This is a genomic window from Congregibacter litoralis KT71, assembly GCF_000153125.2.
Classification (GTDB): Bacteria; Pseudomonadota; Gammaproteobacteria; order Pseudomonadales; family Halieaceae; genus Congregibacter; species Congregibacter litoralis.
Genome location: NZ_CM002299.1, coordinates 1,591,217 through 1,612,567 on the forward strand (window position 1 = coordinate 1,591,217; position 21,351 = coordinate 1,612,567).

The 21,351-nt window shown below is 59.1% G+C and carries 20 protein-coding genes; 15 read left to right on the plus strand and 5 right to left on the minus strand.

The window, feature by feature from the left end; all coding sequences use genetic code 11:
• Window positions 1-13 precede the first annotated feature (13 nt).
• A complete protein-coding gene (locus KT71_RS07280; protein WP_008296085.1) occupies window positions 14-1,270 on the minus strand; it encodes an HlyC/CorC family transporter in 1,257 nt (418 codons plus the stop codon).
• A 1-nt stretch (window position 1,271) separates the two neighbouring features.
• Window positions 1,272-2,075 (minus strand): cytochrome C assembly family protein, encoded by an 804-nt coding sequence (locus tag KT71_RS07285; protein WP_008296084.1) that lies wholly within the window; start codon window positions 2,073-2,075, stop codon window positions 1,272-1,274.
• 124 nt (window positions 2,076-2,199) lie between these two features.
• Between KT71_RS07285 and ffh the strand changes: the two genes are divergently transcribed.
• The 14 genes from ffh (at window position 2,200) to KT71_RS07355 (ending at window position 17,125) form a co-directional block, all read left to right on the plus strand.
• Window positions 2,200-3,573 carry a signal recognition particle protein gene (gene ffh / locus KT71_RS07290; RefSeq protein WP_008296083.1) on the plus strand — a complete coding sequence of 458 codons (1,374 nt, stop codon included), beginning with the start codon at window positions 2,200-2,202 and terminating at the stop codon, window positions 3,571-3,573.
• A gap of 224 nt (window positions 3,574-3,797) precedes the next feature.
• A complete protein-coding gene (gene rpsP / locus KT71_RS07295) occupies window positions 3,798-4,055 on the plus strand; it encodes a 30S ribosomal protein S16 (protein WP_008296082.1) in 258 nt (85 codons plus the stop codon).
• A 13-nt stretch (window positions 4,056-4,068) separates the two neighbouring features.
• Window positions 4,069-4,608 carry a ribosome maturation factor RimM gene (gene rimM / locus KT71_RS07300; protein WP_008296081.1) on the plus strand — a complete coding sequence of 180 codons (540 nt, stop codon included), beginning with the start codon at window positions 4,069-4,071 and terminating at the stop codon, window positions 4,606-4,608.
• Window positions 4,608-5,357, plus strand: coding sequence for a tRNA (guanosine(37)-N1)-methyltransferase TrmD (gene trmD / locus KT71_RS07305; RefSeq protein ID WP_008296080.1), 750 nt, complete (start codon window positions 4,608-4,610; stop codon window positions 5,355-5,357). The genes rimM and trmD overlap by 1 nt, the downstream gene beginning before the upstream one ends.
• A gap of 117 nt (window positions 5,358-5,474) precedes the next feature.
• Window positions 5,475-5,828: a 50S ribosomal protein L19 gene (gene rplS, locus KT71_RS07310; protein ID WP_040362975.1), complete on the plus strand. Its 354-nt coding sequence runs from the start codon at window positions 5,475-5,477 to the stop codon at window positions 5,826-5,828.
• A 187-nt stretch (window positions 5,829-6,015) separates the two neighbouring features.
• Window positions 6,016-6,924 carry a site-specific tyrosine recombinase XerD gene (xerD, locus tag KT71_RS07315; protein WP_008296078.1) on the plus strand — a complete coding sequence of 303 codons (909 nt, stop codon included), beginning with the start codon at window positions 6,016-6,018 and terminating at the stop codon, window positions 6,922-6,924.
• A 160-nt stretch (window positions 6,925-7,084) separates the two neighbouring features.
• Window positions 7,085-7,861, plus strand: coding sequence for a DsbC family protein (locus KT71_RS07320; RefSeq protein ID WP_008296077.1), 777 nt, complete (start codon window positions 7,085-7,087; stop codon window positions 7,859-7,861).
• Between the two features lie 162 nt (window positions 7,862-8,023).
• A complete protein-coding gene (gene alaC, locus KT71_RS07325) occupies window positions 8,024-9,217 on the plus strand; it encodes an alanine transaminase (protein WP_008296076.1) in 1,194 nt (397 codons plus the stop codon).
• 74 nt (window positions 9,218-9,291) lie between these two features.
• Window positions 9,292-10,581 carry a homoserine dehydrogenase gene (locus KT71_RS07330; protein ID WP_008296075.1) on the plus strand — a complete coding sequence of 430 codons (1,290 nt, stop codon included), beginning with the start codon at window positions 9,292-9,294 and terminating at the stop codon, window positions 10,579-10,581.
• Between the two features lie 10 nt (window positions 10,582-10,591).
• Window positions 10,592-11,989, plus strand: a complete 1,398-nt coding sequence (gene thrC / locus KT71_RS07335) for a threonine synthase (RefSeq protein WP_023659416.1) — start codon at window positions 10,592-10,594, stop codon at window positions 11,987-11,989.
• Window positions 11,990-13,720, plus strand: a complete 1,731-nt coding sequence (recJ, locus tag KT71_RS07340; protein ID WP_008296073.1) for a single-stranded-DNA-specific exonuclease RecJ — start codon at window positions 11,990-11,992, stop codon at window positions 13,718-13,720. It abuts the gene before it with no gap.
• A 61-nt stretch (window positions 13,721-13,781) separates the two neighbouring features.
• Window positions 13,782-14,880 (plus strand): peptide chain release factor 2 gene (prfB, locus tag KT71_RS07345; protein WP_152025192.1). Its coding sequence is split into 2 segments (ribosomal slippage): window positions 13,782-13,856 and window positions 13,858-14,880, totalling 1,098 coding nucleotides; the frame shifts between segments, so codons are not numbered across the junction.
• A 118-nt stretch (window positions 14,881-14,998) separates the two neighbouring features.
• A complete protein-coding gene (gene lysS / locus KT71_RS07350; RefSeq protein ID WP_008296071.1) occupies window positions 14,999-16,498 on the plus strand; it encodes a lysine--tRNA ligase in 1,500 nt (499 codons plus the stop codon).
• Between the two features lie 57 nt (window positions 16,499-16,555).
• Window positions 16,556-17,125: an outer membrane protein assembly factor BamD gene (locus tag KT71_RS07355; protein WP_008296070.1), complete on the plus strand. Its 570-nt coding sequence runs from the start codon at window positions 16,556-16,558 to the stop codon at window positions 17,123-17,125.
• On the opposite strand, the gene KT71_RS07360 is transcribed toward KT71_RS07355, so the two are convergent.
• The 3 genes from KT71_RS07360 to KT71_RS07370 are packed head-to-tail and all read right to left on the minus strand — an operon-like array spanning window position 17,082 to window position 20,475.
• Entirely contained in the window at window positions 17,082-18,608 is a 1,527-nt protein-coding gene (locus KT71_RS07360; RefSeq protein ID WP_008296069.1) for a sensor histidine kinase, read from the minus strand. The two genes, KT71_RS07355 and KT71_RS07360, sit on opposite strands and share 44 nt — an antisense overlap.
• Window positions 18,605-18,991 (minus strand): response regulator, encoded by a 387-nt coding sequence (locus KT71_RS07365; protein WP_008296068.1) that lies wholly within the window; start codon window positions 18,989-18,991, stop codon window positions 18,605-18,607. The genes KT71_RS07360 and KT71_RS07365 overlap by 4 nt, the downstream gene beginning before the upstream one ends.
• A complete protein-coding gene (locus KT71_RS07370) occupies window positions 18,988-20,475 on the minus strand; it encodes an adenylate/guanylate cyclase domain-containing protein (RefSeq protein ID WP_008296067.1) in 1,488 nt (495 codons plus the stop codon). Before KT71_RS07370 ends, KT71_RS07365 begins: the two co-directional genes overlap by 4 nt.
• Before the next feature lie 208 nt (window positions 20,476-20,683).
• Between KT71_RS07370 and KT71_RS07375 the strand changes: the two genes are divergently transcribed.
• A complete protein-coding gene (locus KT71_RS07375) occupies window positions 20,684-21,331 on the plus strand; it encodes a Crp/Fnr family transcriptional regulator (protein WP_008296066.1) in 648 nt (215 codons plus the stop codon).
• Window positions 21,332-21,351: the final 20 nt, after the last annotated feature.

Genomic DNA, 21,351 nt, shown 5'->3' on the forward strand with positions numbered 1-21,351 from the left:
CCCCTTGAAGCAGCTATTCCGAGGGGCGGCCTTTAACAGCTCTCACCACGTTCCCCTCGAGTTCGAGGATTTCGAAACAGTAATTGCTGATACGCAGTCCCGCGTTGCCATCGGGAAAGGACTCAAGGTACTCCAGTACCAGGCCTGACAGGGTTTTGGGACCATCTGTTGGCAATTCCCATTTGAGTGCCTTGTTAATGTCCCGGACGCTGGCGCCGCCATCAAAGACGTAGCTGCCATCACGCTGGGGATAAATTTCGTCGGAGCTGTCGCTGAGGTTGGAGGTAAATTCTCCGACGATCTCTTCAAGAATATCTGCGACGGCGACCAGGCCGATAACATCACCGTACTCGTCAACGACCAGCGCCAGGCGGAACTTCTTTTGCTGGAAGTTGCGCAGCTGCGTGTGCAGGGGGGTGCTTTCGGGAATGAAATAGGGCTTGTCGAGGGCAGCTATCAAGCCGCTGCGCGATAGTCCATCGCGATCCACTACGCGGCTGACATTCCGTAAGTGCAGCACACCCTCAATGTTGTTGCTGTCCTCGCGCCAGACCGGCAGGAGCGTGTGACTGCTGCGGTGGATGGTCTCGAGAATGCATTCATCGCTCTCATCAAGATCGATGCCGTAGAACTCGTTCCGGGGCACCATGATGTCATCGACGGTGACGCCTTCGAGATCGAGGATGTTGACCAACATGCCCCGGTGTCGCTGGGGAATCATGGCGTCGGGATCAGACACGATGGTTCTCAGTTCCTCCCGGGAAACCCGCTCTTCTCCCGCCTCGTTGGTGTTGATGCCCAGGAGGCGTAGCAATCCGTTGGTCACCCAGTTAACGATGGCGACCAGGGGTATGAGCAGCCGCATGAGCGGCAGTAACACAACGCTGGCAGGAAAAGCGATCTTTTCCGGATACAGCGCCGCTATGGTTTTAGGCGTGACCTCGGCAAATATCAGAATGACCAGCGTCAGCAGAATAGTCGCAATCACAATGCCGGCATCACCGTAGAGACGAATCGCAATCACTGTGGCAATTGCCGAGGCGGCGATATTCACCAGGTTGTTGCCGATGAGGATCAGACCAATGAGCCGGTCGGGTCGCTCCAGCAGCTTGCTTGCCCGCATGGCGCCCTTATGGTGCTGCTTGCGCAGATGTTTCAGGCGATAGCGGTTCAGGGACATCATGCCGGTCTCGGAACTCGAGAAAAATCCGGACATGAGAATCAGGGCGGCCAGAACAGCAAACAGAAGGCCCAGGGGAGCGTCGTTCAATTCAGCCTCTCTCCAGCACCAGCTCGAGGACGAGTTTGGATCCGAGGAAAGCCAGCATTAAAACTGTCGACCCCGTCACCGTGAGGCGCACCGCGGTCTGGCTCCGCCATCCCAGCCAGTAGCGGCCCCAGAGAAGTACCGCAAAAAGTATCCAGGCGGCGATGCTCAGGACTGTCTTGTGCACCAGATGTTGCGCAAAAATATCCTGCATGAACACCACACCGGTACCAATGGATAGGGTAAGCGCGATAAAGCCGACCCAGATAAGTTCAAAGAGCATGCTCTCCATCAATTGCAGGGGAGGGAGTACGCTGAGCAATCCCCCCATCTGGCGGCGTTTGAGCTGCGCATCCTGTGCGGCCAGAAGCGCCGCCTGGATGGCCGCAAGGGTGAGAATGGAATAAGCCACAACGGAGCTGCCAATGTGTGCGGCCACGCCCAGGGGCACGCGATGCTCCAGGGCGCCCGTGTCCGGGCCCAGGGTGGAAATCAGCACTGCGACGGCCGAAAGGGGAAAAAGAATGATCAGGAGGTTCTGGAGGGGACGTTTGGTCAGGGCCAGGAGGCAGGCGGCGTTAATACCCAGAAAGATCAATGAAAAGATCCGGAAAAAACCAAAATCCATGCCGTCGTGATCAAAAATATTGTGCCAGGTGAGGAAGGCATGGCAGCCCAGGGCAAAGACCGCAATGACGATCAGGCTGCGACTGATGTTGCCGTTGTGCTGCAGAGCGCTCACTAACTGGAGGCCCGCAGCGGCGAGATAAAGCAAGGCGGCGATGAAGGCGAGAAAAGCTATGGACATGGGTTTGGGGGCCGGCTCCGCGGCGCGTATACTTGCGCACCCTTGTACCGACTTGTTACTGCGTAATCAATAGCGCGCCGGCTCGAATGTCCAGAGCGCGCTCCCCAAGAGGACCGTTGACTCCATGTTTCAAAATCTCTCCGAGCGATTAACCCAAAGCCTTCGCAGCGTCACGGGTAAGGCGCGCCTCAGCGAAGACAATATTCAGGGCACCTTGCGGGAAGTGCGCATGGCGCTGCTGGAGGCCGATGTTGCGCTGCCGGTGGTCACGCAGTTTGTGAACTCCGTGAAGGAGCGTGCCCTGGGACAGGAGGTGATGAGCAGCCTCAGCCCCGGTCAGGCCTTTTTGAAGATCGTCCAGGCCGAACTTGAGTCGGTCATGGGGGCGGCAAACGAGGGGCTGGATCTGTCGACGCAACCACCGGCAGTGATCTTGCTTGCCGGTTTGCAGGGTGCCGGTAAAACGACCTCCGCTGCCAAGCTGGCCAGACTCCTGAAGGAGCGGGATAAGAAGAAGGTCACGGTGGTTAGTGCCGACGTGTACCGCCCGGCGGCCATCAAGCAACTGGAAACCCTCGCGGCAGAAGTAGGCGTTGATTTCTTCCCCTCATCCGTGGACCAAAAGCCCGTGGATATCGCGCTGGCGGCGCGGGAACACGCGCGGATTCAATTCAGCGATGTTCTGATTGTGGATACCGCCGGGCGTCTGGCGGTGGATGCGGACATGATGGCGGAAATCGCGGCCCTGGAAAAAGCCGTGACGCCCGTGGAAACCCTGTTTGTGGTCGATGCCATGACGGGTCAGGACGCTGCGAACACCGCAAAAGCCTTTGGCGAGGCCCTGCCTCTCACGGGGGTGGTGTTGACCAAGGTGGACGCGGATAGCCGTGGCGGTGCCGCATTGTCCGTACGCCAGATCACCGGTAAGCCCATCAAGTTCCTGGGCGTCGGTGAAAAAACCGAAGCCCTGGATCCCTTTCACCCCGATCGCCTCGCTTCCCGCATTCTCGGTATGGGCGACGTGCTCTCCCTCATTGAGGAAGTAGAGCAGAAAGTTGACCGGGTGAAGGCCGAAAAACTGGCGCGCAAGGTCAAGAAAGGGAAGAAGTTTGATCTGGAGGATCTTCGCGATCAGCTCCAGCAAATGAACAACATGGGCGGCATGGCGAGCATGCTGGACAAAATGCCCGGCATGGCAGGTATGGCCCAGGCCGCGCAGTCGCAGATTGACAACAAGTCCTTCGCCCGCATGGAAGCCATGATCAACTCCATGACGCCTCGGGAGCGTCGGAACCCTGAGCTCATTCAGGGGACCCGGAAGCGTCGTATCACCCGGGGTTCCGGTACCCAGGTTCAGGACCTCAACCGTCTTCTCAAGCAGCATAAACAGATGGCTAAAATGATGAAGAAAATGAAGGGAGGGGGCATGGAGAAAATGATGCGTGGTATGGGCGGAATGATGCCCCCCGGTGGCGGTGGTTTCCCGCCCATGCGATAGGCCCCCTGGGGCCCCCTAAGCTCCCGCAGTTATTGAAAAAATCAGGGTCCGAAGGGCTTTCCTACGCCTTCGCTTTTCTGTATGATGCGCCACCTTTCGCAGGGGTCCGGAAAGCCTGGTGCTGGCCGGTTACCCGATTTTATTGATTATTAGGCGATAGTCTGTGGCCAGACGCCAGTATTGGCGGGGCTTACAGCTTGTCGCAGGAGTGAGTTGACAAGGCAATGGTAACAATTCGACTTTCACGTAGTGGCGCCAAGAAGCGACCTTTCTACCATTTAACCGTCACGGACAGCCGCCGTTCGCGCGATGGCCGTTTTATCGAGCGCGTGGGCTTTTTTAACCCCGTGGCCCGTGGACAGGAAGAGCGTCTGCGCGTCGATCGCGAGCGTATCGAGTACTGGCAGGGTCAGGGTGCACAGCTGTCTGCCCGTGTAGCCAAGCTGCTCAGTGTCGCTGAGACGAGCAGCGAAGCGGCGTAACGGCCTCTCGGGCATGAATACGCCCGAGAATCAGATGCTTCTGGCCGGTAAGATTACCGGCGCCTACGGCATCAAGGGATGGGTCAAGGTGCAGGTTTTCACCGACCCACCCGATAATTTTTTTGCCTTCCGCCATCATCAGGTTTTGCGGCGGGGGCAACTGGAAACAATAGAGCTTGTCGATGGCCGCAGCCAGGGCAAGGGATGGGTAGCAAGGGTCGTCGGGGTAGATAACCGCACGGACGCCGAGCTGCTCCGGGGCACCGAAATCTGGGTGCCCCAGTCGGAACTGCCGGTTTTGGCATCCGACGAGTATTACTGGCACCAGCTACAGGGTTTGCAGGTGTGGTGTGAGCACGGGGAGCAAAGATTGCTGCTCGGTGAGGTCGACCACCTCCTGGAGACGGGTGCCAACGACGTACTGGTGTTGCGCTCCAGCGAGGGCAGCATCGATGAGCGAGAGCGTCTCATCCCGTATCTTCCCGACAGCGTTGTGCTGGCGGTGGATACGGAAGCGGGAACGATGACCGTCAATTGGCACCCGGAGGATTGATGCGGGTTGCGATGGTCAGCCTGTTTCCCGAGATGCTGGGCCTGGTGAGAGACTTGGGTGTAACGGGCAGGGCGGTGCGAGACGAGCGTCTGAGCTTGACCGCAATCAACCCGCGGGATTACACCCTCGATCGGCATCGCAGCGTTGATGACCGCCCCTACGGCGGCGGTCCGGGCATGGTCATGAGGCCCGAGCCCCTGGCAGCCGCGCTGGAAGCGGGACGTGAGTTCGCAGGTGACGGGGCCACGGTGATTTATTTATCCCCCCAGGGTCAAAGGTTTGACCATGGGCGGGCAAAGGAGTTGGCGGAGCTGCCGGGAATGGTATTGCTCGCCGGGCGCTATGAAGGTGTCGATGAGCGTCTGATTCGATCGGCGGTGGATGAAGAGCTTTCCATCGGTGATTATGTGTTGAGCGGCGGAGAATTAGCTGCGCTGGTAGTGATTGATGCGGTGGCGCGTCTCCTACCGGGCGTGTTGGGACACGAGGATTCGGCAGCTGAGGATTCCTTTGCGCAGGGTTTGTTGGACTGTCCGCATTTTACGCGGCCAGAGCAGTACGAAGGGCAGGATGTTCCCGACGTATTGTTAAGCGGAGACCACGCGGCGATTCGGCGCTGGCGCCTGAAGCAGGCCCTGGGAAGAACCTGGGAAAGGCGTCCGGATCTTCTGGACGCGCTGGAACAGAAGCGACAGTTAACCGCCGAAGAGCAGAAGCTCCTCGCGGAATACCAGCAGGATGCGGTGTAGGCCGCGCTGCGGGGCAGGCACAAGCCTTTGATCCGTCGCTTGAGCGGCGGTCAAAGCAGAGAATTTTTTTTACAGGATTGTCCCGTGGGCAATCGCAGGGAGTTTGGGAGCAAGAAAATGAGCACTAACGCAATAATTTCTCAGCTTGACGCTGAGCAGATGAACAAAGAACTGCCGGATTTCGCCCCCGGCGATACCGTTGTTGTTCAGGTCAAGGTAAAAGAAGGCAGCCGCGAGCGTCTTCAGGCTTTTGAAGGAGTTGTGCTGGGCAAGCGTAACCGCGGTCTGAATTCAGCTTTCACCGTGCGCAAGATTTCTCACGGTGTGGGCGTCGAACGTACTTTCCAGACTTATTCGCGTCTTCTGGAGTCCATCGAGGTGAAGCGTCGCGGTGATGTTCGTCAGGCGAAGCTCTACTACCTCCGTGAGCGTTCCGGTCGTTCCGCGCGTATCAAAGAAAAGCTGGGTTGATGCCGGGGGTCGCCTCAGCGACCTTCCGATAACGGCAGCAAAACCAACAACAGCAGCAACAATAGCTCCAACAGCAGCAACAAAAACAGCAAGACCCGAAAGCGGTCGTCCTCCGGGACCGGCCGCTTTTTTGTGCCCGGCGCTCGCCCATACCGCTGTTCAGGGACAGGTTTGCTAAGCTCTGCGCATGTCAGACGCCACCCATTCCATCGATTCTCCCCTGCTCGAAAGCTATCTGGACGCGGTCTGGATGGAAAAGGGTTTGAGCGAAAACACGCTGGCTGCCTATCGCAGGGATCTTCAGGCCTTCGCCCGTTGGGCGTTGAGCCGCCAGCGCACCGCTACGCAGATTGAGCGCAGCGACATTGAGGCGTACCTGGCCAGTCTCCTGGAAAAAAAGAGCTCCCCAAGGTCTGCGGCCCGGGCGCTATCCTGTCTTCGGGGCTTTTATCGGTATCTGCTTCGCAGCGGGCAGCTCGATACGGATCCTACGCTGGGTCTGGACAGCCCCCGTCTGGGGCGCCCCCTTCCCAAAACCCTGTCCGAGGTAGATGTTGATGCCCTGCTTAAAGCGCCGAAGCTTGATGACCCCATCGGATTTCGCGACCGCTGCATGTTGGAGCTGCTTTATGCCTGTGGTCTGCGTGTATCGGAGCTCACGGGATTGACCCTTTCACAGCTCAGTCTCAACCAGGGGGTGCTGCGTATTGTGGGTAAAGGCGGGAAGGAGCGTCTTGTGCCCATCGGTGAGGAAGCGCTCCATTGGTTGCAGCGGTTCCTTCGGGACGTGAGGCCGGAACTGTTGGGTGAAACGTCATCGGATGTCCTGTTTCCCAGTCGTCGCGCCAGGGAGATGACACGGCAAACCTTCTGGCATCGCATCAAGCAGCACGCGATGACGGCGGGTATCCGCAAACCCATCTCGCCCCATGTCTTACGACATGCCTTTGCCACGCATCTGGTGAATCATGGGGCTGACCTGCGGGTTGTGCAGTTGCTCCTGGGGCACAGTGATCTGAGCACCACGCAGATCTATACCCACGTTGCCCGGCAGCGTCTCCAGAGTCTCCACGCAAAGCATCACCCCCGGGGATAATTGCCCTTGGCCATGTTTCCTCAGTGGCGTTGTTAGCTTGGGCGTCTGCCGGGCGACCCACCATCTTTTGCTGAGTGAACTATTGAACACTGTTACAATCAGACCTTTAAGCAAGCACTTTAATCGCCGTGGGTAGCGGCCAAGCAATGGGACTCATGTCATGTATTTACGCCGGACTTCCCTTCGCCAGACAGTCCTGAGCCTCTTCCTGGGGCTGGGTTTGAGCGCTCTGGGTTTCTCCTACGCAGCGAGCGCCGCCGAGGGCGTTGATCCCGCCATCGAAAAGAAACTCCGTCTGCGGCTGGGTGCGCCACAGATTGGTCTTGAGGTGAGAAGCGTCGAGACCAGTGAGCTCCCCGGCCTCTATCGCGTCGGTATCGTGCAGGGGCCGACGGTGTACGCCACCGAGAGCGGTGATTATTTTCTTGTGGGTGATCTCTATAACGTCGGGCTCACGGGGCTTGTGAATCTTGGAGAGCAGCAGCGCTCCAATGACCGCAAGGCGGCCGTCGCAGCTGTCGCGGAGAAAGATGTCATTGTGTTTCCTGCGGAGGGCGAAACTCGCAGTCAGATCACTGTGTTTACCGACGTCTCCTGCTTTTACTGCCAGAAGCTGCACAAGGAAGTCCCGGAGTTAAATCGTCGCGGCGTCGAAGTACGCTACCTGGCTTACCCGCGGCAGGGTATTGGTTCCCCGGGTTTTAGGCAGCTTGCCAGCGCCTGGTGTGCCGATGACCGCCAGGCGACCCTGACGGCATTTAAAAACCGTGAAGAACTCGAAGAGAACGTATGCCCCGGCAACCCCGTGGCAGATCAGTTTGCCCTGGGACAGCAAATCGGCGTACGTGGCACCCCGGCGATTGTTACGCCGTCGGGTGAAATGATTCCCGGCTATAAGAGCGCCGATGATTTGATGGCCGTGCTGGGTTTACAATAGCGTCGCAGAGCGCAGAGGCGCATCGGCGCGACGCTTTCAGTGAAGTGCTTAACAGCGCTGTTCAGTCGTTTTTAAACGGCGCTGCATGTTGAACAGCGCCGAGAGTTAAACAGCTCTGCACAGCATAGTTTCTTATCAGTCACCCAGCGACAGCGAGTACCCGTGGAACAGCAATTTCAGCGCATTGAGCGCCTTCCTCCCTATGTTTTCAGTATCGTCGGCGACCTGAAGCAGGCGGCCCGCGCTGCGGGGGAAGACATTATTGATTTTGGTATGGGCAATCCCGACCAGCCCACGCCGGCCCATATTGTCGAGAAAATGGTGGAGGCGGCCCAGCGTCCGGATACCCACCGCTACTCCCAGTCCAAGGGTATTCCCCGTCTGCGCAAGGCGATCTGTGACTGGTATCGCAAACGTTACGATGTGGAGCTCGACCCGGACACGGAGGCCATTGTCACTCTGGGCTCAAAAGAAGGGCTTGCGCACCTTGCCCTGGCGACTACGGGGCCCGGAGACGCGATCCTGGTACCCAATCCTTCCTATCCCATCCATCCCTATGGCTTTGTGATCTCCGGTGCGGATATCCGCCATGTACCCATGGGCGACGAGGAGGAGTTTTTTCAGGAACTGGAGAGCGCTATTCGCAACAGCTGGCCCAAGCCGAAGATGCTGGTGCTGAACTTTCCCTCCAATCCCACGACCCACTGTGTCGAACTGCCATTTTTTGAGAAGGTGGTGGATATTGCCCGGGAGCATCAAATCTGGGTGGTGCAGGATCTTGCCTATGCCGATTTGTGCTTCGACGGCTATGTCGCGCCGTCGATTCTGCAGGTGGAGGGGGCGCGAGAGGTGGCCGTTGAAACCTTCAGCATGTCAAAGAGCTACAATATGCCCGGCTGGCGCATCGGCTTTTGCTGCGGGAACACTACCCTGGTGGGCGCCCTGGCGCGCATGAAATCCTATTTGGATTACGGCATGTTCACGCCGATTCAGGTAGCCGCGATCGCAGCCCTGGAGGGAGATCAGAGCTGCGTGTCGGAGATCAACGCTATGTACCAGTCCCGCCGCGATGTGCTTTGCGAGGGGCTCACCGCGAGCGGCTGGCCGGTTACGCCCCCCAAGGCGACCATGTTTGTCTGGGCGCAGATACCCGAGGCCTACAGGGAGATGGGATCTCTGGAATTCAGTAAAAAGCTGATTCGCGAGGCCAAGGTGGCCGTGTCACCCGGCATCGGCTTTGGTGAGTATGGCGAGGGTTATGTGCGCTTCGGGCTGATTGAGAACGAGCACCGAACTCGTCAGGCGATCCGCAATATCAAGCGTATGTTCCGCGAGGACGGCGTCAGCGAGGGCTAAGGCGTCCGCTGATCTCACCGCCATAGTATTAAACGCGGCATCCACAACAAGCAGTATTTGGAGAGTTTTTTAGCATGAGCGCATTGCGTATTGGAGTCTGCGGCAACGGCACTGTCGGAGGCGGCACCATCGAGCTGCTCCGCGATCAGGCTTCTCTGTTGGCGAGCCGCGCGGGCCGCCCCCTGGCCCTGACGCGCGTCGGTGCCCGGCGGGACCGGGATGACTGCCCCCTGGGGGATGTGCCGGTGCATCGCGATCTCTTGGAGGTGGCGCAGGCAGAGGATGTTGATGTGCTCGTCGAATGTATCGGCGGGACAGAGCTGGCCAGAGATCTTGTTGAGACCGCACTGCGCAGTGGAAAGTCCGTAGTCACGGCCAATAAGGCGTTGATAGCCGAGCACGGTAACGCACTCCTGGCCCTTGCGGAGGAGTGTGGTCAGAGTCTCCTTTGCGAGGCCGCGGTTGCCGGCGGCATACCCATACTCAAGGCCCTGCGCGACGGTATGGCCGCGAACACCGTGACGGAGGTGTCGGGGATTATCAACGGCACAGGGAATTTCATCCTGACCGAAATGGGCGCTCACCAGCGCTCCTTTGACGATGTTCTGGCGGAAGCCCAGGCCTTAGGTTACGCCGAAGCCGACCCCACTTTTGACGTTGAGGGCGTCGATGCGGCGCATAAACTCAGTATTCTTGCGGCCATGGCCTTCTCTACGCCCTTGAACTTTTCGGGGGTTTTCTGTGAGGGCATCAGTGCGGTAACGCCGGCGGATATTCAGTTCGCCGACGAGTTGGGGTATCGCATCAAGCATCTGGGTATCGCCAAGGCGCATGCCGACGGCGTCGAGCTCCGTGTACATCCCACACTGCTTCCCAAAGATGCTCTCCTGGCCAACGTGGACGGGGTACTCAATGCCGTGCGCCTGGAGGGGCATGCCGCAGGAGAGACCGTGTACTCCGGAGCGGGAGCCGGGCGCCTGCCAACCGCGTCGGCGGTGGTCGCCGATATTGTGGATCTCGCCCGGGCCGGTGCAGAGCCCGTGCACTGTCTTGGCGTGCCGGTCAAAGCGCTAAAGGCGTTGCCAACGCTGCCCATGGAGGCGGTGAGCAGTGCCTGGTACCTTCGCTTGCAGGCCGAGGATCGTCCGGGGGTGATGTCTCAGCTGGCCAGCTGCCTGGGCGCAGAAGGCATTAGCATCGAAGCGCTTATACAAAAGCCGCCAAAAGCGGCAGCGGCTACGGTGCCCGTGGTTGTGCTGACAAATACGGCCCGGGAGGACGCGCTGCGCAGAGCCGTGGCGGCTATTTCGGCCTTGCCGGGCATCACGGAACCCCATTGCATCCGAATAGAATCCTTAGACTAGAGGGAAAGCTGTGCGTTACATAAGTACTCGCGGTTCGGCACCAACGCTGAGTTTTGAGGAGGTGCTTCTCACCGGTTTAGCCAGTGACGGCGGCCTCTATGTCCCCGAGAGCCTGCCCAGTTTCACCTCTGCGGAACTTGAGGCAATGGCGTCTCTCGATTACCCCTCCCTGGCGCACCGCATCCTGCTGCCCTTTGTGGAGGAGGCTTTTACTGGCGAAGAACTGCGGGAAATCATTGATGACACCTATGCCGTGTTCCGCCACTCCGCCGTCGCCCCCCTGGTGCAGCTCGATCACAATCAATGGGTGTTGGAGCTTTTTCATGGACCTACGCTGGCCTTTAAGGATTTTGCCCTCCAGCTTCTGGGTCGTTTGCTGGACGCGATACTCAAACGCCGTGGTGAGAAGGTCGTCATTATGGGCGCGACCTCGGGGGATACGGGCTCAGCAGCCATCGCGGGCTGTGAGCGCTGCGAGAATATCGACATCTTTATTCTTCACCCTCATGGGCGCGTGTCCGAGGTGCAGCGACGGCAGATGACGACGCTCAGCGCGCCGACAATTCACAATCTGGCTATCGAGGGTAACTTCGATGATTGTCAGGCGATGGTGAAAGCCAGTTTTCGGGATCAGAGCTTTCTGCCTGACGGGCGACGGCTGGTGGCGGTCAACTCCATCAACTGGGCGCGCATCATGGCGCAGATTGTCTATTATTTTTACGCGGGCCTGCGCTTGGGCGCACCCCATCGCGCTGCCGCTTACTCCGTTCCTACGGGGAATTTCGGTGATATTTTTGCGGGGTATCTCGCGTCCAAGATGGGTCTTCCCGTGGCGCAATTGATGATCGCAACAAATCGCAATGATGTGCTCCACCGCCTCCTGAGCACCGGTGATTACGCGCGGCAGACCCTGGAACACACGCTCTCGCCCAGCATGGATATCTCCGTATCGAGCAACTTTGAGCGACTGATGTTTGATCTTTACGAGCGTGACGGAGCAGCGATTGCCTCGTTGATGGCGGCCTTTGACGACGGTGATATTACGCTTTCGGACGCCGCCATGGAAAAGGCCCGACAGCTGTTTGCGAGTCACCGGGTGGATGATGCCCAGACCCTGGCCTGCATTGCGGATGTCTGGGGGAGGACCGAATACCTCCTGGATCCCCACAGTGCCATCGGTTACGCGGCGGCAACCCAGCCGGGGGCAAACACGCAGACACCGTGGGTAACCCTGGCTACCGCTCACCCCGCCAAGTTCCCTGACGCTATCAAGGCGTCGGCCGTGGGCACGACAGCCCAGCTGCCGGTGCATCTGGCAGATCTCTTTGAGCGCTCGGAGCACTTTGATGTGTTGCCGAACGATATCGCTGCCGTGCAGCGCTTTATGTCCGGCCACCTGGGCGCCTAATTGTCCCGCGGAACCCGGAATATCAGCCGACGGGACTGTAGCGGCGCAGAGAGTCTTAGGGAACTGCCGCCCATTCTTGCGCGTGTTTTTGCCGCCCGGGGGGTGCAAGACGCCGGGGAATTGGATCTTGCCCTGTCAGCCCTTCACCCTCCGTCACTGCTGACGGGTTTGCCGGCGGCTACGGAGCGACTCCATGAGGCCCTCGACCGGGATGAGCGCATTCTCATCGTCGGTGACTTTGATGCCGATGGGGCAACGAGCACCGCGCTCGCTATCAAAGCGCTTCGTCAGTTCGGCGCAAGCCATGTCGATTACCTGGTGCCTAACCGCTTTGAATTTGGCTACGGCCTTACGCCGGGCATCGTTGCCCTGGGAGCCCAGCGACAACCGGACCTGATTATTACCGTGGACAACGGCATTTCATCCGTCGATGGTGTGGATGCCGCCAATGCCCTGGGGATTGAGGTTCTGATTACCGATCACCATTTGCCGGGAAAGGAGTTACCCAGAGCCACAGCCATCGTAAACCCCAACCAGACGGGGTGTGCGTTTCCCAGCAAGGCGCTGGCGGGGGTAGGCGTGATGTTCTACCTGCTCCTGGCCCTGCGCAGCCGCCTTCGCGACGAGGGCTGGTTTGCCCGGCGGGGCCTGGAGACGCCCCACCTGGGTGCCTTTCTTGATCTTGTTGCCCTGGGCACCGTGGCCGACGTGGTGCCCCTGGATCACAACAACCGCATTCTTGTGGAAGGGGGGCTGGCACGGATGCGCAGCGGTCGTGCCCGTGCCGGCATCAACGCGCTCCTCAGCGTGGCGGGGCGGGATCCTCTCCTGGTGGTGGCCAGCGACCTGGGTTTTGCCGCGGGTCCCCGCTTGAATGCCGCAGGACGCCTGGACGATATGTCTCTGGGTATTGAATGTCTCCTCGCTGATGATCCCCAGGAGGCGCGACGCATTGCGTTGCAGCTCGACGGCATGAACCGGGAGCGTCAGCGTATTGAGCGGGGCATGGAGGAGGAGGCCCTCGCGGCCCTGGCAGCCCTCAGGCTGGAGGATGCGGACCTGCCGGCGGCCCTGGTGCTTCACGATCCTCATTGGCATCAGGGTGTCGTGGGTATTCTGGCCTCGCGCATCAAGGATCGTTTTCATCGTCCTGTTATCGCCTTTGCCCACAGCGGTGAGGGCGAGCTCAAGGGCTCGGGACGCGGTATTCCCGGTATGCATCTTCGGGATCTGCTCGACGAGGTCGCCACGGGGCACCCGGGCCTTATTGACCGTTTTGGCGGGCACGCCATGGCCGCGGGGCTGTCGCTGCCGGAGGCCCATTTTGACGATTTTGCCGAGGCTTTTACCGCCGCGGTGGAAAAGGCCGGCGGATTGAACCTCGAGCCTGTGCTCGACAGTGATGGGGAGCTGACCCCCGAGGACTTCGATCTCACTACGGCGGAAATGCTGCGCCAGGCGGGTCCCTGGGGCCAGATGTTCCCCGAGCCGCTGTTTGACGGCGTGTTTGAGCTGCGCTCCCAGCGCATCGTCGGAGAGCGTCATCTGAAGATGAGCCTCGCCAAACCCGGTGATGGCGCTTCCCTGGATGCGATTGCCTTTGGGATTGATGTGGAGCGCTGGCCCGACCCCTCCGTCAAGGAAGTCCGTCTCGCCTATCGCCTGGATGTGAATCATTTCCGCGGTGAGCGGCGCCTGCAGCTGCTGGTGGAGCAAATCGAAGCGCTCTGAAGATGTCTCTTTGGGCCTTCCCTAAGGTAGAATAGCGACCTTTTTTTGGCAGGCGTTTTCTATGTTGGAGATCAATCCCCTTATTCAAAGTCTCAAGGATATCGAGGCACGTACGGACGTGCTTAGGGGGTATCTTTGACGTCGATCAGCGACGGGAACGTCTTTCGGAAGTAGAGCTCGAGCTGGCGGAACCCAGCGTTTGGGACAACCCCGAGCGGGCCCAGGATCTTGGCCGGGAGCGCTCCTCCCTGGAAGCTATCGTGAGCTCCATTGACGCCCTGGACACGGGGGCGTCCGATACCCTCGATCTCATTGAGATGGCCGCGGAGGAGGATGACGAGGCCGCCGTCGCGGAGCTGGAGCAGGAAATTCAGGGACTCCTCAAGGTGCTGGAGAAGCTTGAGTTCCGGCGCATGTTCAATGGCGAGATGGATCCCAATAACGCCTTTCTCGATATTCAGTCGGGTTCCGGCGGCACGGAAGCTCAGGATTGGGCGGAGATACTCCTGCGCATGTATCTGCGCTGGGGTGAGGCCAAGGGGTTTTCCACGGAGTTAATCGAAGCCTCCGGGGGAGACGTTGCGGGCATCAAGAGCGCGACCATCAAGTTTACCGGTGAATACGCTTTTGGCTGGCTCCGCACGGAGACCGGTGTGCATCGCCTGGTGCGCAAGTCGCCCTTTGATTCCGGGAATCGTCGCCATACCTCCTTCGCCTCGGTATTTGTGGCGCCGGAGATCGACGACAACATCGAGATTGAGATCAACCCGGCGGATCTGCGCGTGGATACCTACCGCGCCAGCGGCGCTGGCGGGCAGCACGTCAACAAAACCGATTCAGCGGTGCGTCTGACCCACAATCCCTCGGGGATTGTCGTGCAATGCCAGACGGAGCGCTCTCAGCATCAGAACCGGGACAACGCCATGAAGCTTCTTCGGGGCAAGCTGTACGAGATGGAAATTCTCAAGCGCAACGAAGAAAAACAGATCATGGAAGACAACAAGGCAGACATAGGCTGGGGAAGCCAGATCCGCAGCTATGTTCTCGATGCCTCGCGAATCAAGGACCTGCGCACCAACGTTGAAACCAGCAACACCCAGGCGGTGCTTGACGGGGATATCGATCAGTTTATCGAGGCCTCTCTGAAGAGCGGGCTGTAATGCCGGATACGGTTTGAGGAATCGGTCGACAGACGACCGATAAGCGACAGACGAGTGATAGATAGCTAACGGATGCGTTCTGTTTCGAACGGGTTCGTCAGGAGTCGGGAAAGAATTTATGAGTGATACAGACAACACAGCGCCGCAAACTGCTGAGGATGAAAACAAGCTCATTGCAGAGCGGCGGGGCAAGCTCGCCGGTCTGCGGGAGCAGGGTAATCCCTTTCCCAACGATTTTCGCCGAAGCGCCACTGCGGCTCAGCTGCAGCGGGATTATGCCGAAGACGATAAAGCCACCCTGGAAGCGCGCAGCGAAGAGTTCGCCGTTGCCGGTCGGCTTATTCGCAATCGCGGTGCCTTTTTGCTGATTCAGGATGGCGAGGGGCAGATCCAGCTATACGTCGATCGCAAGGGGCTTGATGAGGATACCCTTGCCGCCATCAAGAGCTGGGATCTCGGTGACATCGTGGCGGCCCGGGGGCCTCTGCACCGCTCGGGTAAAGGGGATCTCTACATCAATATGCGCGAGGCGCGACTTCTGACCAAGGCGCTGCGTCCCCTGCCGGACAAATACCATGGCCTTGCGGATCAGGAACTGCGCTATCGTCAGCGCTACGTCGATCTCATCGTTAATGAGAGTTCCCGGGATGTATTTCGTACCCGCTCAAAGGTTATCAGCTACATCCGGAAATTCATGGATGCCCGGGAGTTTATGGAGGTGGAGACACCGATGATGCAGCCGATTCCCGGCGGCGCGGCGGCAAAGCCCTTTGTGACACACCACAATGCCCTGGACCTGACGATGTACCTGCGCATTGCGCCGGAGCTGTATCTCAAACGCCTGACGGTGGGTGGCTTCGAGAGGGTCTATGAAATCAACCGCAATTTTCGCAACGAGGGCCTGTCTACCCGGCACAACCCGGAATTCACCATGCTCGAGTATTACTGGGCCTACGCGGATTATCGCGATGCCATGGATCTGACAGAAGCCATGCTCCGGGGTCTCACGGAGGAGGTTCTGGGTACGCAGCAGGTGACGTATCAGGGGCAGGTCTTCGATTTTTCCAAGCCCTTCGCCCGCATGACCGTTATCGACGCTATCCTGGCTCACAACCCGTCCTTGAGCGCTGCGGACATCGCTGAGCGCGAAACGGCAAAAGGCGTTGCCGAGGGCCTGGGCATCGAGGTTAGCGACGCCTGGGGGCTTGGCAAAATCCAGATAGAGATCTTTGAAAAAACCGCGGAACACCGACTGGAACAGCCGACCTTCATTACTGCTTACCCCACGGAGGTCTCCCCCCTGGCCCGTCGTAATGACGAGGATCCTTTCGTGACCGATCGCTTTGAGTTTTTTGTTGCCGGTCGTGAACTCGCCAACGGCTTCAGTGAGCTTAATGACGCCGAGGATCAGGCCCAGCGTTTTCAGGAGCAGGTGGAGCAGAAAGACGCCGGCGACGAGGAAGCTATGCATTTTGATGCGGACTACGTGCGCGCTCTGGAATACGGAATGCCGCCGACGGCGGGGGAGGGCATCGGCATCGATCGCCTGGTGATGCTGCTCACGGATTCGCCGTCCATCCGCGATGTGCTCCTGTTTCCCCACATGCGTCCGGAGTGATCAGCCTGCGGCGGCAGGTGCTACACTCGACCCCGTACTGATTGCGAAGAACAGACTATGCTACAGAAGCTGATTCCTCTGGCATGCACCACACTTCTGGTTGCCTGTGCGGCGACGCCGCCGGAGCCGGTAGAACCCCCTGCGCAGCGCTCGCCCGAGGACGTGAAGTTAACCCTGAACCTGCCGGAAGAGCCGGAGAACTGCGTTTGTCAGTCAGCCGAAGAGAACGACCGGACGTTCCTGGAGCGGGGCATGGAGACGCTGGCCGATGGTGAGTACATCGAGGCGGTGCAGTATTTCCAGCGTTACCAGCGTCTGGAGCAGTTACCCCTGGCGCAATGGGAAGGGGATCTTGCCATCGCCTATGTGAGCATGTTGCCCAGCAGCCCTTTCTACGACGTGGATGCTGCGCTCCTCGCCTACACGGATTTGCAGTCCCGGGAGCCCGCGGGGCAAAAGCATCACAGCATTGTGATCATGCAGCAGGCGCTGGAGTCCTTCGTGCTGATGGAGAGACACATCTGGGATCTGGAGAGCCGAACGGGGATGTTGCAGGAGGATCTCGATAAACGGGAGCAGGCCCTCAAGCGGCTGCGGGAACTGACTCTGGGTCAGCCGGAAGACTGACGGTAAACACTGAGCCTTCTCCGGGGCTGCTCTGTACCGCAATCGTGCCCCCCATGAGTTCGCAGAAATCCCGGCAGATCGCGAGTCCCAGACCCGTGCCGCCATAGGTATTGCTCGTGGTGTCCTCCGCCTGCACAAAGGCATCGAAGACCAGGGCCTGCTGCTCCTCAGTCATGCCAATACCGGTGTCGCTCACGGCAATAGACAGCTGCGCCGAAGACGCCTCAAAGGAGGCACTCACCCGAATGACACCCTGTTCCGTGAACTTAGCGGCGTTGCTCAGGAGGTTGACAATGACCTGGCGGAATTTGACTGCGTCGTTGTGGATCTGGGGGAGGTCGCTGAAGTCATCGCATTCCAAGACGTTGCCGTTTCTTCGCAGCAGAGGCGCAAGGGCATCGACGGCCATGGTGAGTGCCTCTCCGGGATGAAAGGCTTCCCGCACCAGGGTCATCTTTCCCGTTTCGATCTTTGACAGATCGAGAATGTCATCAATAAGCGCCAATAGCTGGCGGCCGGACAGAACAATTTTGTCGAGATCGCTCTGATACTGCTCCCGGTCTACCGGGGCCTCATCATCGAGTTCATCATGAAGCATTTCGCTGTACCCGATGATGGCGTTCAGCGGGGTGCGCAGCTCGTGGCTCACGTTGGCGAGGAAACGGGATTTGGCGGCATTCGCCTCATCGGCGCTTTGTTTGGCGTCGATCTCCTCGTCAATGGCGCGCCTCAGTTTGTCTGACATGGTGTTGAAAGCAATGGCAAGGTCGCCCAGCTCACCGTCATCGTCAATATCGTCGATGCGATAATCGAGCTCCCCGGCGCCGAGACGTTGGGTGCCACGTTTCAGACGCTTGAGATTGTCATTGGTGTAGCGCACAAGAAAAAAGCCCAGGGTCGCCGTTAAGAAGATTGACGCGATGAACCCCAGCACCGTGATCCTGTCCGTCAGGGCGATGGTGCGATCAATGACGTTGGCGCGCTGCACCGCAATGAAAGCCTGGCGTTGTTCCAATTCCTTCAGGCGCTGACTGGCCTCGAGATAGGGGATAGGGTCGTCCACGTCTGATTGCCAGTCGGGGTCGTTGTAACGTTCGTAGAAGTCCCGCCAGCTCGCCAGGAGACGTGTGCTGCTTTCGCGCAAGAGATTGAATTGCAGGGCGGTGACATCGCTTCCCATACCCCCGAGAGCCTCCACGGTGCTTCGGGTGGCGGCTATACCGGCAAGAGCGCTGCGCAGATCTTCCTCGGCCAGGCGGTCATCGGTGTTCTCTCTAAGCGTCGAGAGGACAAGGATCTTCTGACGCTGGTCCTCCAGCTGCTTGGCAAGCTCACCGGAGAGCTGACCCGCGGTCACCGCCTGGCGGTAGGCGACCATACTCTCGCTTCGCGCATAGCTTCCCCAGAAATGCGTGCCCACGTTGATGGCAAACAAAATGAGGATGGTGAACAGGGAGAGGGTTAATCGCCGGCGAAGACTCATGTCTGGAGTTTCCGGGATTCAAGGAGCCGTTTGATTTTCTCCAGGAGCGCCGGGAAATCAATGGGCTTGGTGGCGTAGTCATCGCAACCCGCAGCGATCGCTTTGTCGCGATCTTCAGGCATGGCGTGGGCCGTGAGGGCAATAATCGGTGTCCCCGCGAGGGCGCTGTTGGCCCGTACCCGTTTGCAGACGGTCCAGCCGTCGATAAGAGGCAGGTTCATGTCCAGCAGCACCAGGTCGGGATGCTCGGACTCGATGCAATCCAGGGCCTTGGCGCCATCCTCGGCAATGAGAGCATCAAAGCCGGCGCGCTTCAGGCGTCGGCTCAGCATGTCGCGATTGAGCTCGTTGTCCTCGACCAGTAAGAGTTGCGGATTGCTCATGGCAGCTCCTGTTCCAGGGGATGCACCAGCAGAACCTCATCAATGCCCGGGGCCTGAAGCTCCCGGCTGTCGCCCAGGGCGTAAGCGGCACCCAGAGCCTGGCGTGTGGATTCGGCGATGAGTATCTCTCCGCGCCGGGCAATATCCTCAATACGCGAAGTCACGTTCATGGCGTGGCCAACAAAACCGTACTTGCTGCGACGCTCGGAACCGATGTTACCGGCGATTACGTTGCCCGTGTTCAGCGCGATGCCCATGGCAAGCTCCGGCAGCCCATCCTCGCGATTCGCCGCGTTGATGTCTTCCATGGCCGCCTGCATGGCAAGGGCGCAGCGGGCCGCCCGGTCGGGATCATCGTCGTGACGCCGGGGGGCGCCGAATACCGCCAGAATAGCGTCACCCAGAAACTCATCGATGGTGCCACCGTATTCGAGAATGATGTCCGTCATGGCGCCCAGATAGCGATTGAGCATACTCACAACGCGGTCCGGAGGCAGCTGCTCGCTCATGGTGGTAAAGCCCCGAATATCCGACATCATGATGGTCACCTCCCGGAGATCACCGCCCAGTTCCAGCCCTTCGGGACGCTCGAGGATTTCCGTGACGATGTCGTCAGAGAGGTAGCGTCCGAAGGTGGCGCGGATAAAGCGTTCGTTGCGTTCCAGTTGATCGCGGTAGAGCTGCTCCCGGTCATGCCACTGCTTGCGCTCAATACCCGCCTTGATGCGCGCCTGGAGAAGCACGGGATTGAAAGGTTTGAACAGATAGTCGTCGGCGCCCGCTTTGATGCATTCGATAATCCCCTGCATATCCTGCTCACCGGAGATCATGATCACCGGTGTGGCCCTCAGCCGGGGTTCCGCTTTGATGCGCCGGAGCACTTCCCGACCATCCATGCCGGGCATCATGCGATCGAGAAGCACCACGTCAACATCGGCGTTGGCCAGCATCTCCAGAGCTTCTTCGCCACTCGGTGCCGTGACGACAAAATGCCCGCTGCGCGTGAGGTAGCGCGCCAGGAGCGCACGATTTTCTTCCCGGTCGTCCACCGCCAGAATAAAACCAGGATCGCTGGTGATCTTGGCGATCTGTTGTACGGCGCCCGTATCGGCGGCCGTACCGGACAGGGCCGGCTCCGCGGTGCCCTCCATAACGCGGTCGATGGCGCTTTTCAGCGCGGCACCGGGTTGGGCGACAACTTCGCTAAGCATCTCTGCATAGCCCCGGAGCGCGCCGGCGAGATTGCGCAGTTCATGGGTGTCTTCCGTTTCTGATTCAAGAAGAGGCGCGATGTTGGCCGCGCAGGCCGTGAGAGCCGCCCAGTCTTTTTTTGCTTCCTCGTTAAGTTCCGGCAGCTCCGTGGCCGCCAGGGTCGTGACTTCCAATACGGCCGACTGCAATCCAACGCGGATGCTGTGTGCAGACACGACGGACTGAACGGCGGTCTCGGGGACGCTGACGGTACTCTGGGGGTCATCGTTCACGCGCTTATCTCACTGACGGCCGGAGCCGGGGTTCGCTGCATGATGCTGCCTGTTAATTGCGAGCTGTCGAGTATAGCGAGAGCCATGATTGTCGGGGAAGGGAGGCCGGTTAACGCGGTTTCAGGAATTGGATGCGCTCGGCGGAAAATTTGAGGTAACATAAGCTCACCGCGAAAGCAGACAAACACGGGTGGCCTCAGCGTACTCCATGTTGCAAAAGGTAGAAATTTTTCAGGGTCTTTCGGACGACGAGCTTGCGGCCCTGGCTGCGAGCAGCACCAGTCGCTCGTTTCCAAAAAACACCGTGGTGATTCATGAGAATGACCCGGCGGATTCCCTGTTTGTCATCGAGGCCGGCAAAGTCAAAGTCTATTGCAGCGACAAGAACGGCAAAGAGTTCATCATGAACACCCAGGGCGAGGGCGACTATTTCGGTGAGCTTGCGCTTCTTGATGATTCCACGCGCTCTGCGTCGGTGAGAACCGTCGAGAAGTGCAATTTCTGCATCATCTATAAAGAAGACTTCAACCGCGTCCTCGAGGACCATCCCAGTATCTCGCGCAAGCTTATCGCCAACCTTGCTTCCCGGGTGCGCAAACTCACCGCTGACGTCAAGAGCCTGGCTCTTCAGGACGTCTATGGTCGAGTGGCCAACGTACTCATGGATCTTTCGGAAGAGCGGGGCGACGGTACGCTGTATATCGGCGAGAAACTGACCCAGCAGGATATCGCGGATCGCGTGGGGGCTTCCCGCGAGATGGTGGCCCGGATCCTCAAGGATCTCACCATCGGGGAGTACATCCGCTTCGAAGGGCGCCACATCATTATCAATACGCGCTTACCCGCCAAATACTGATTCCCCTCGGCTTCCACTAA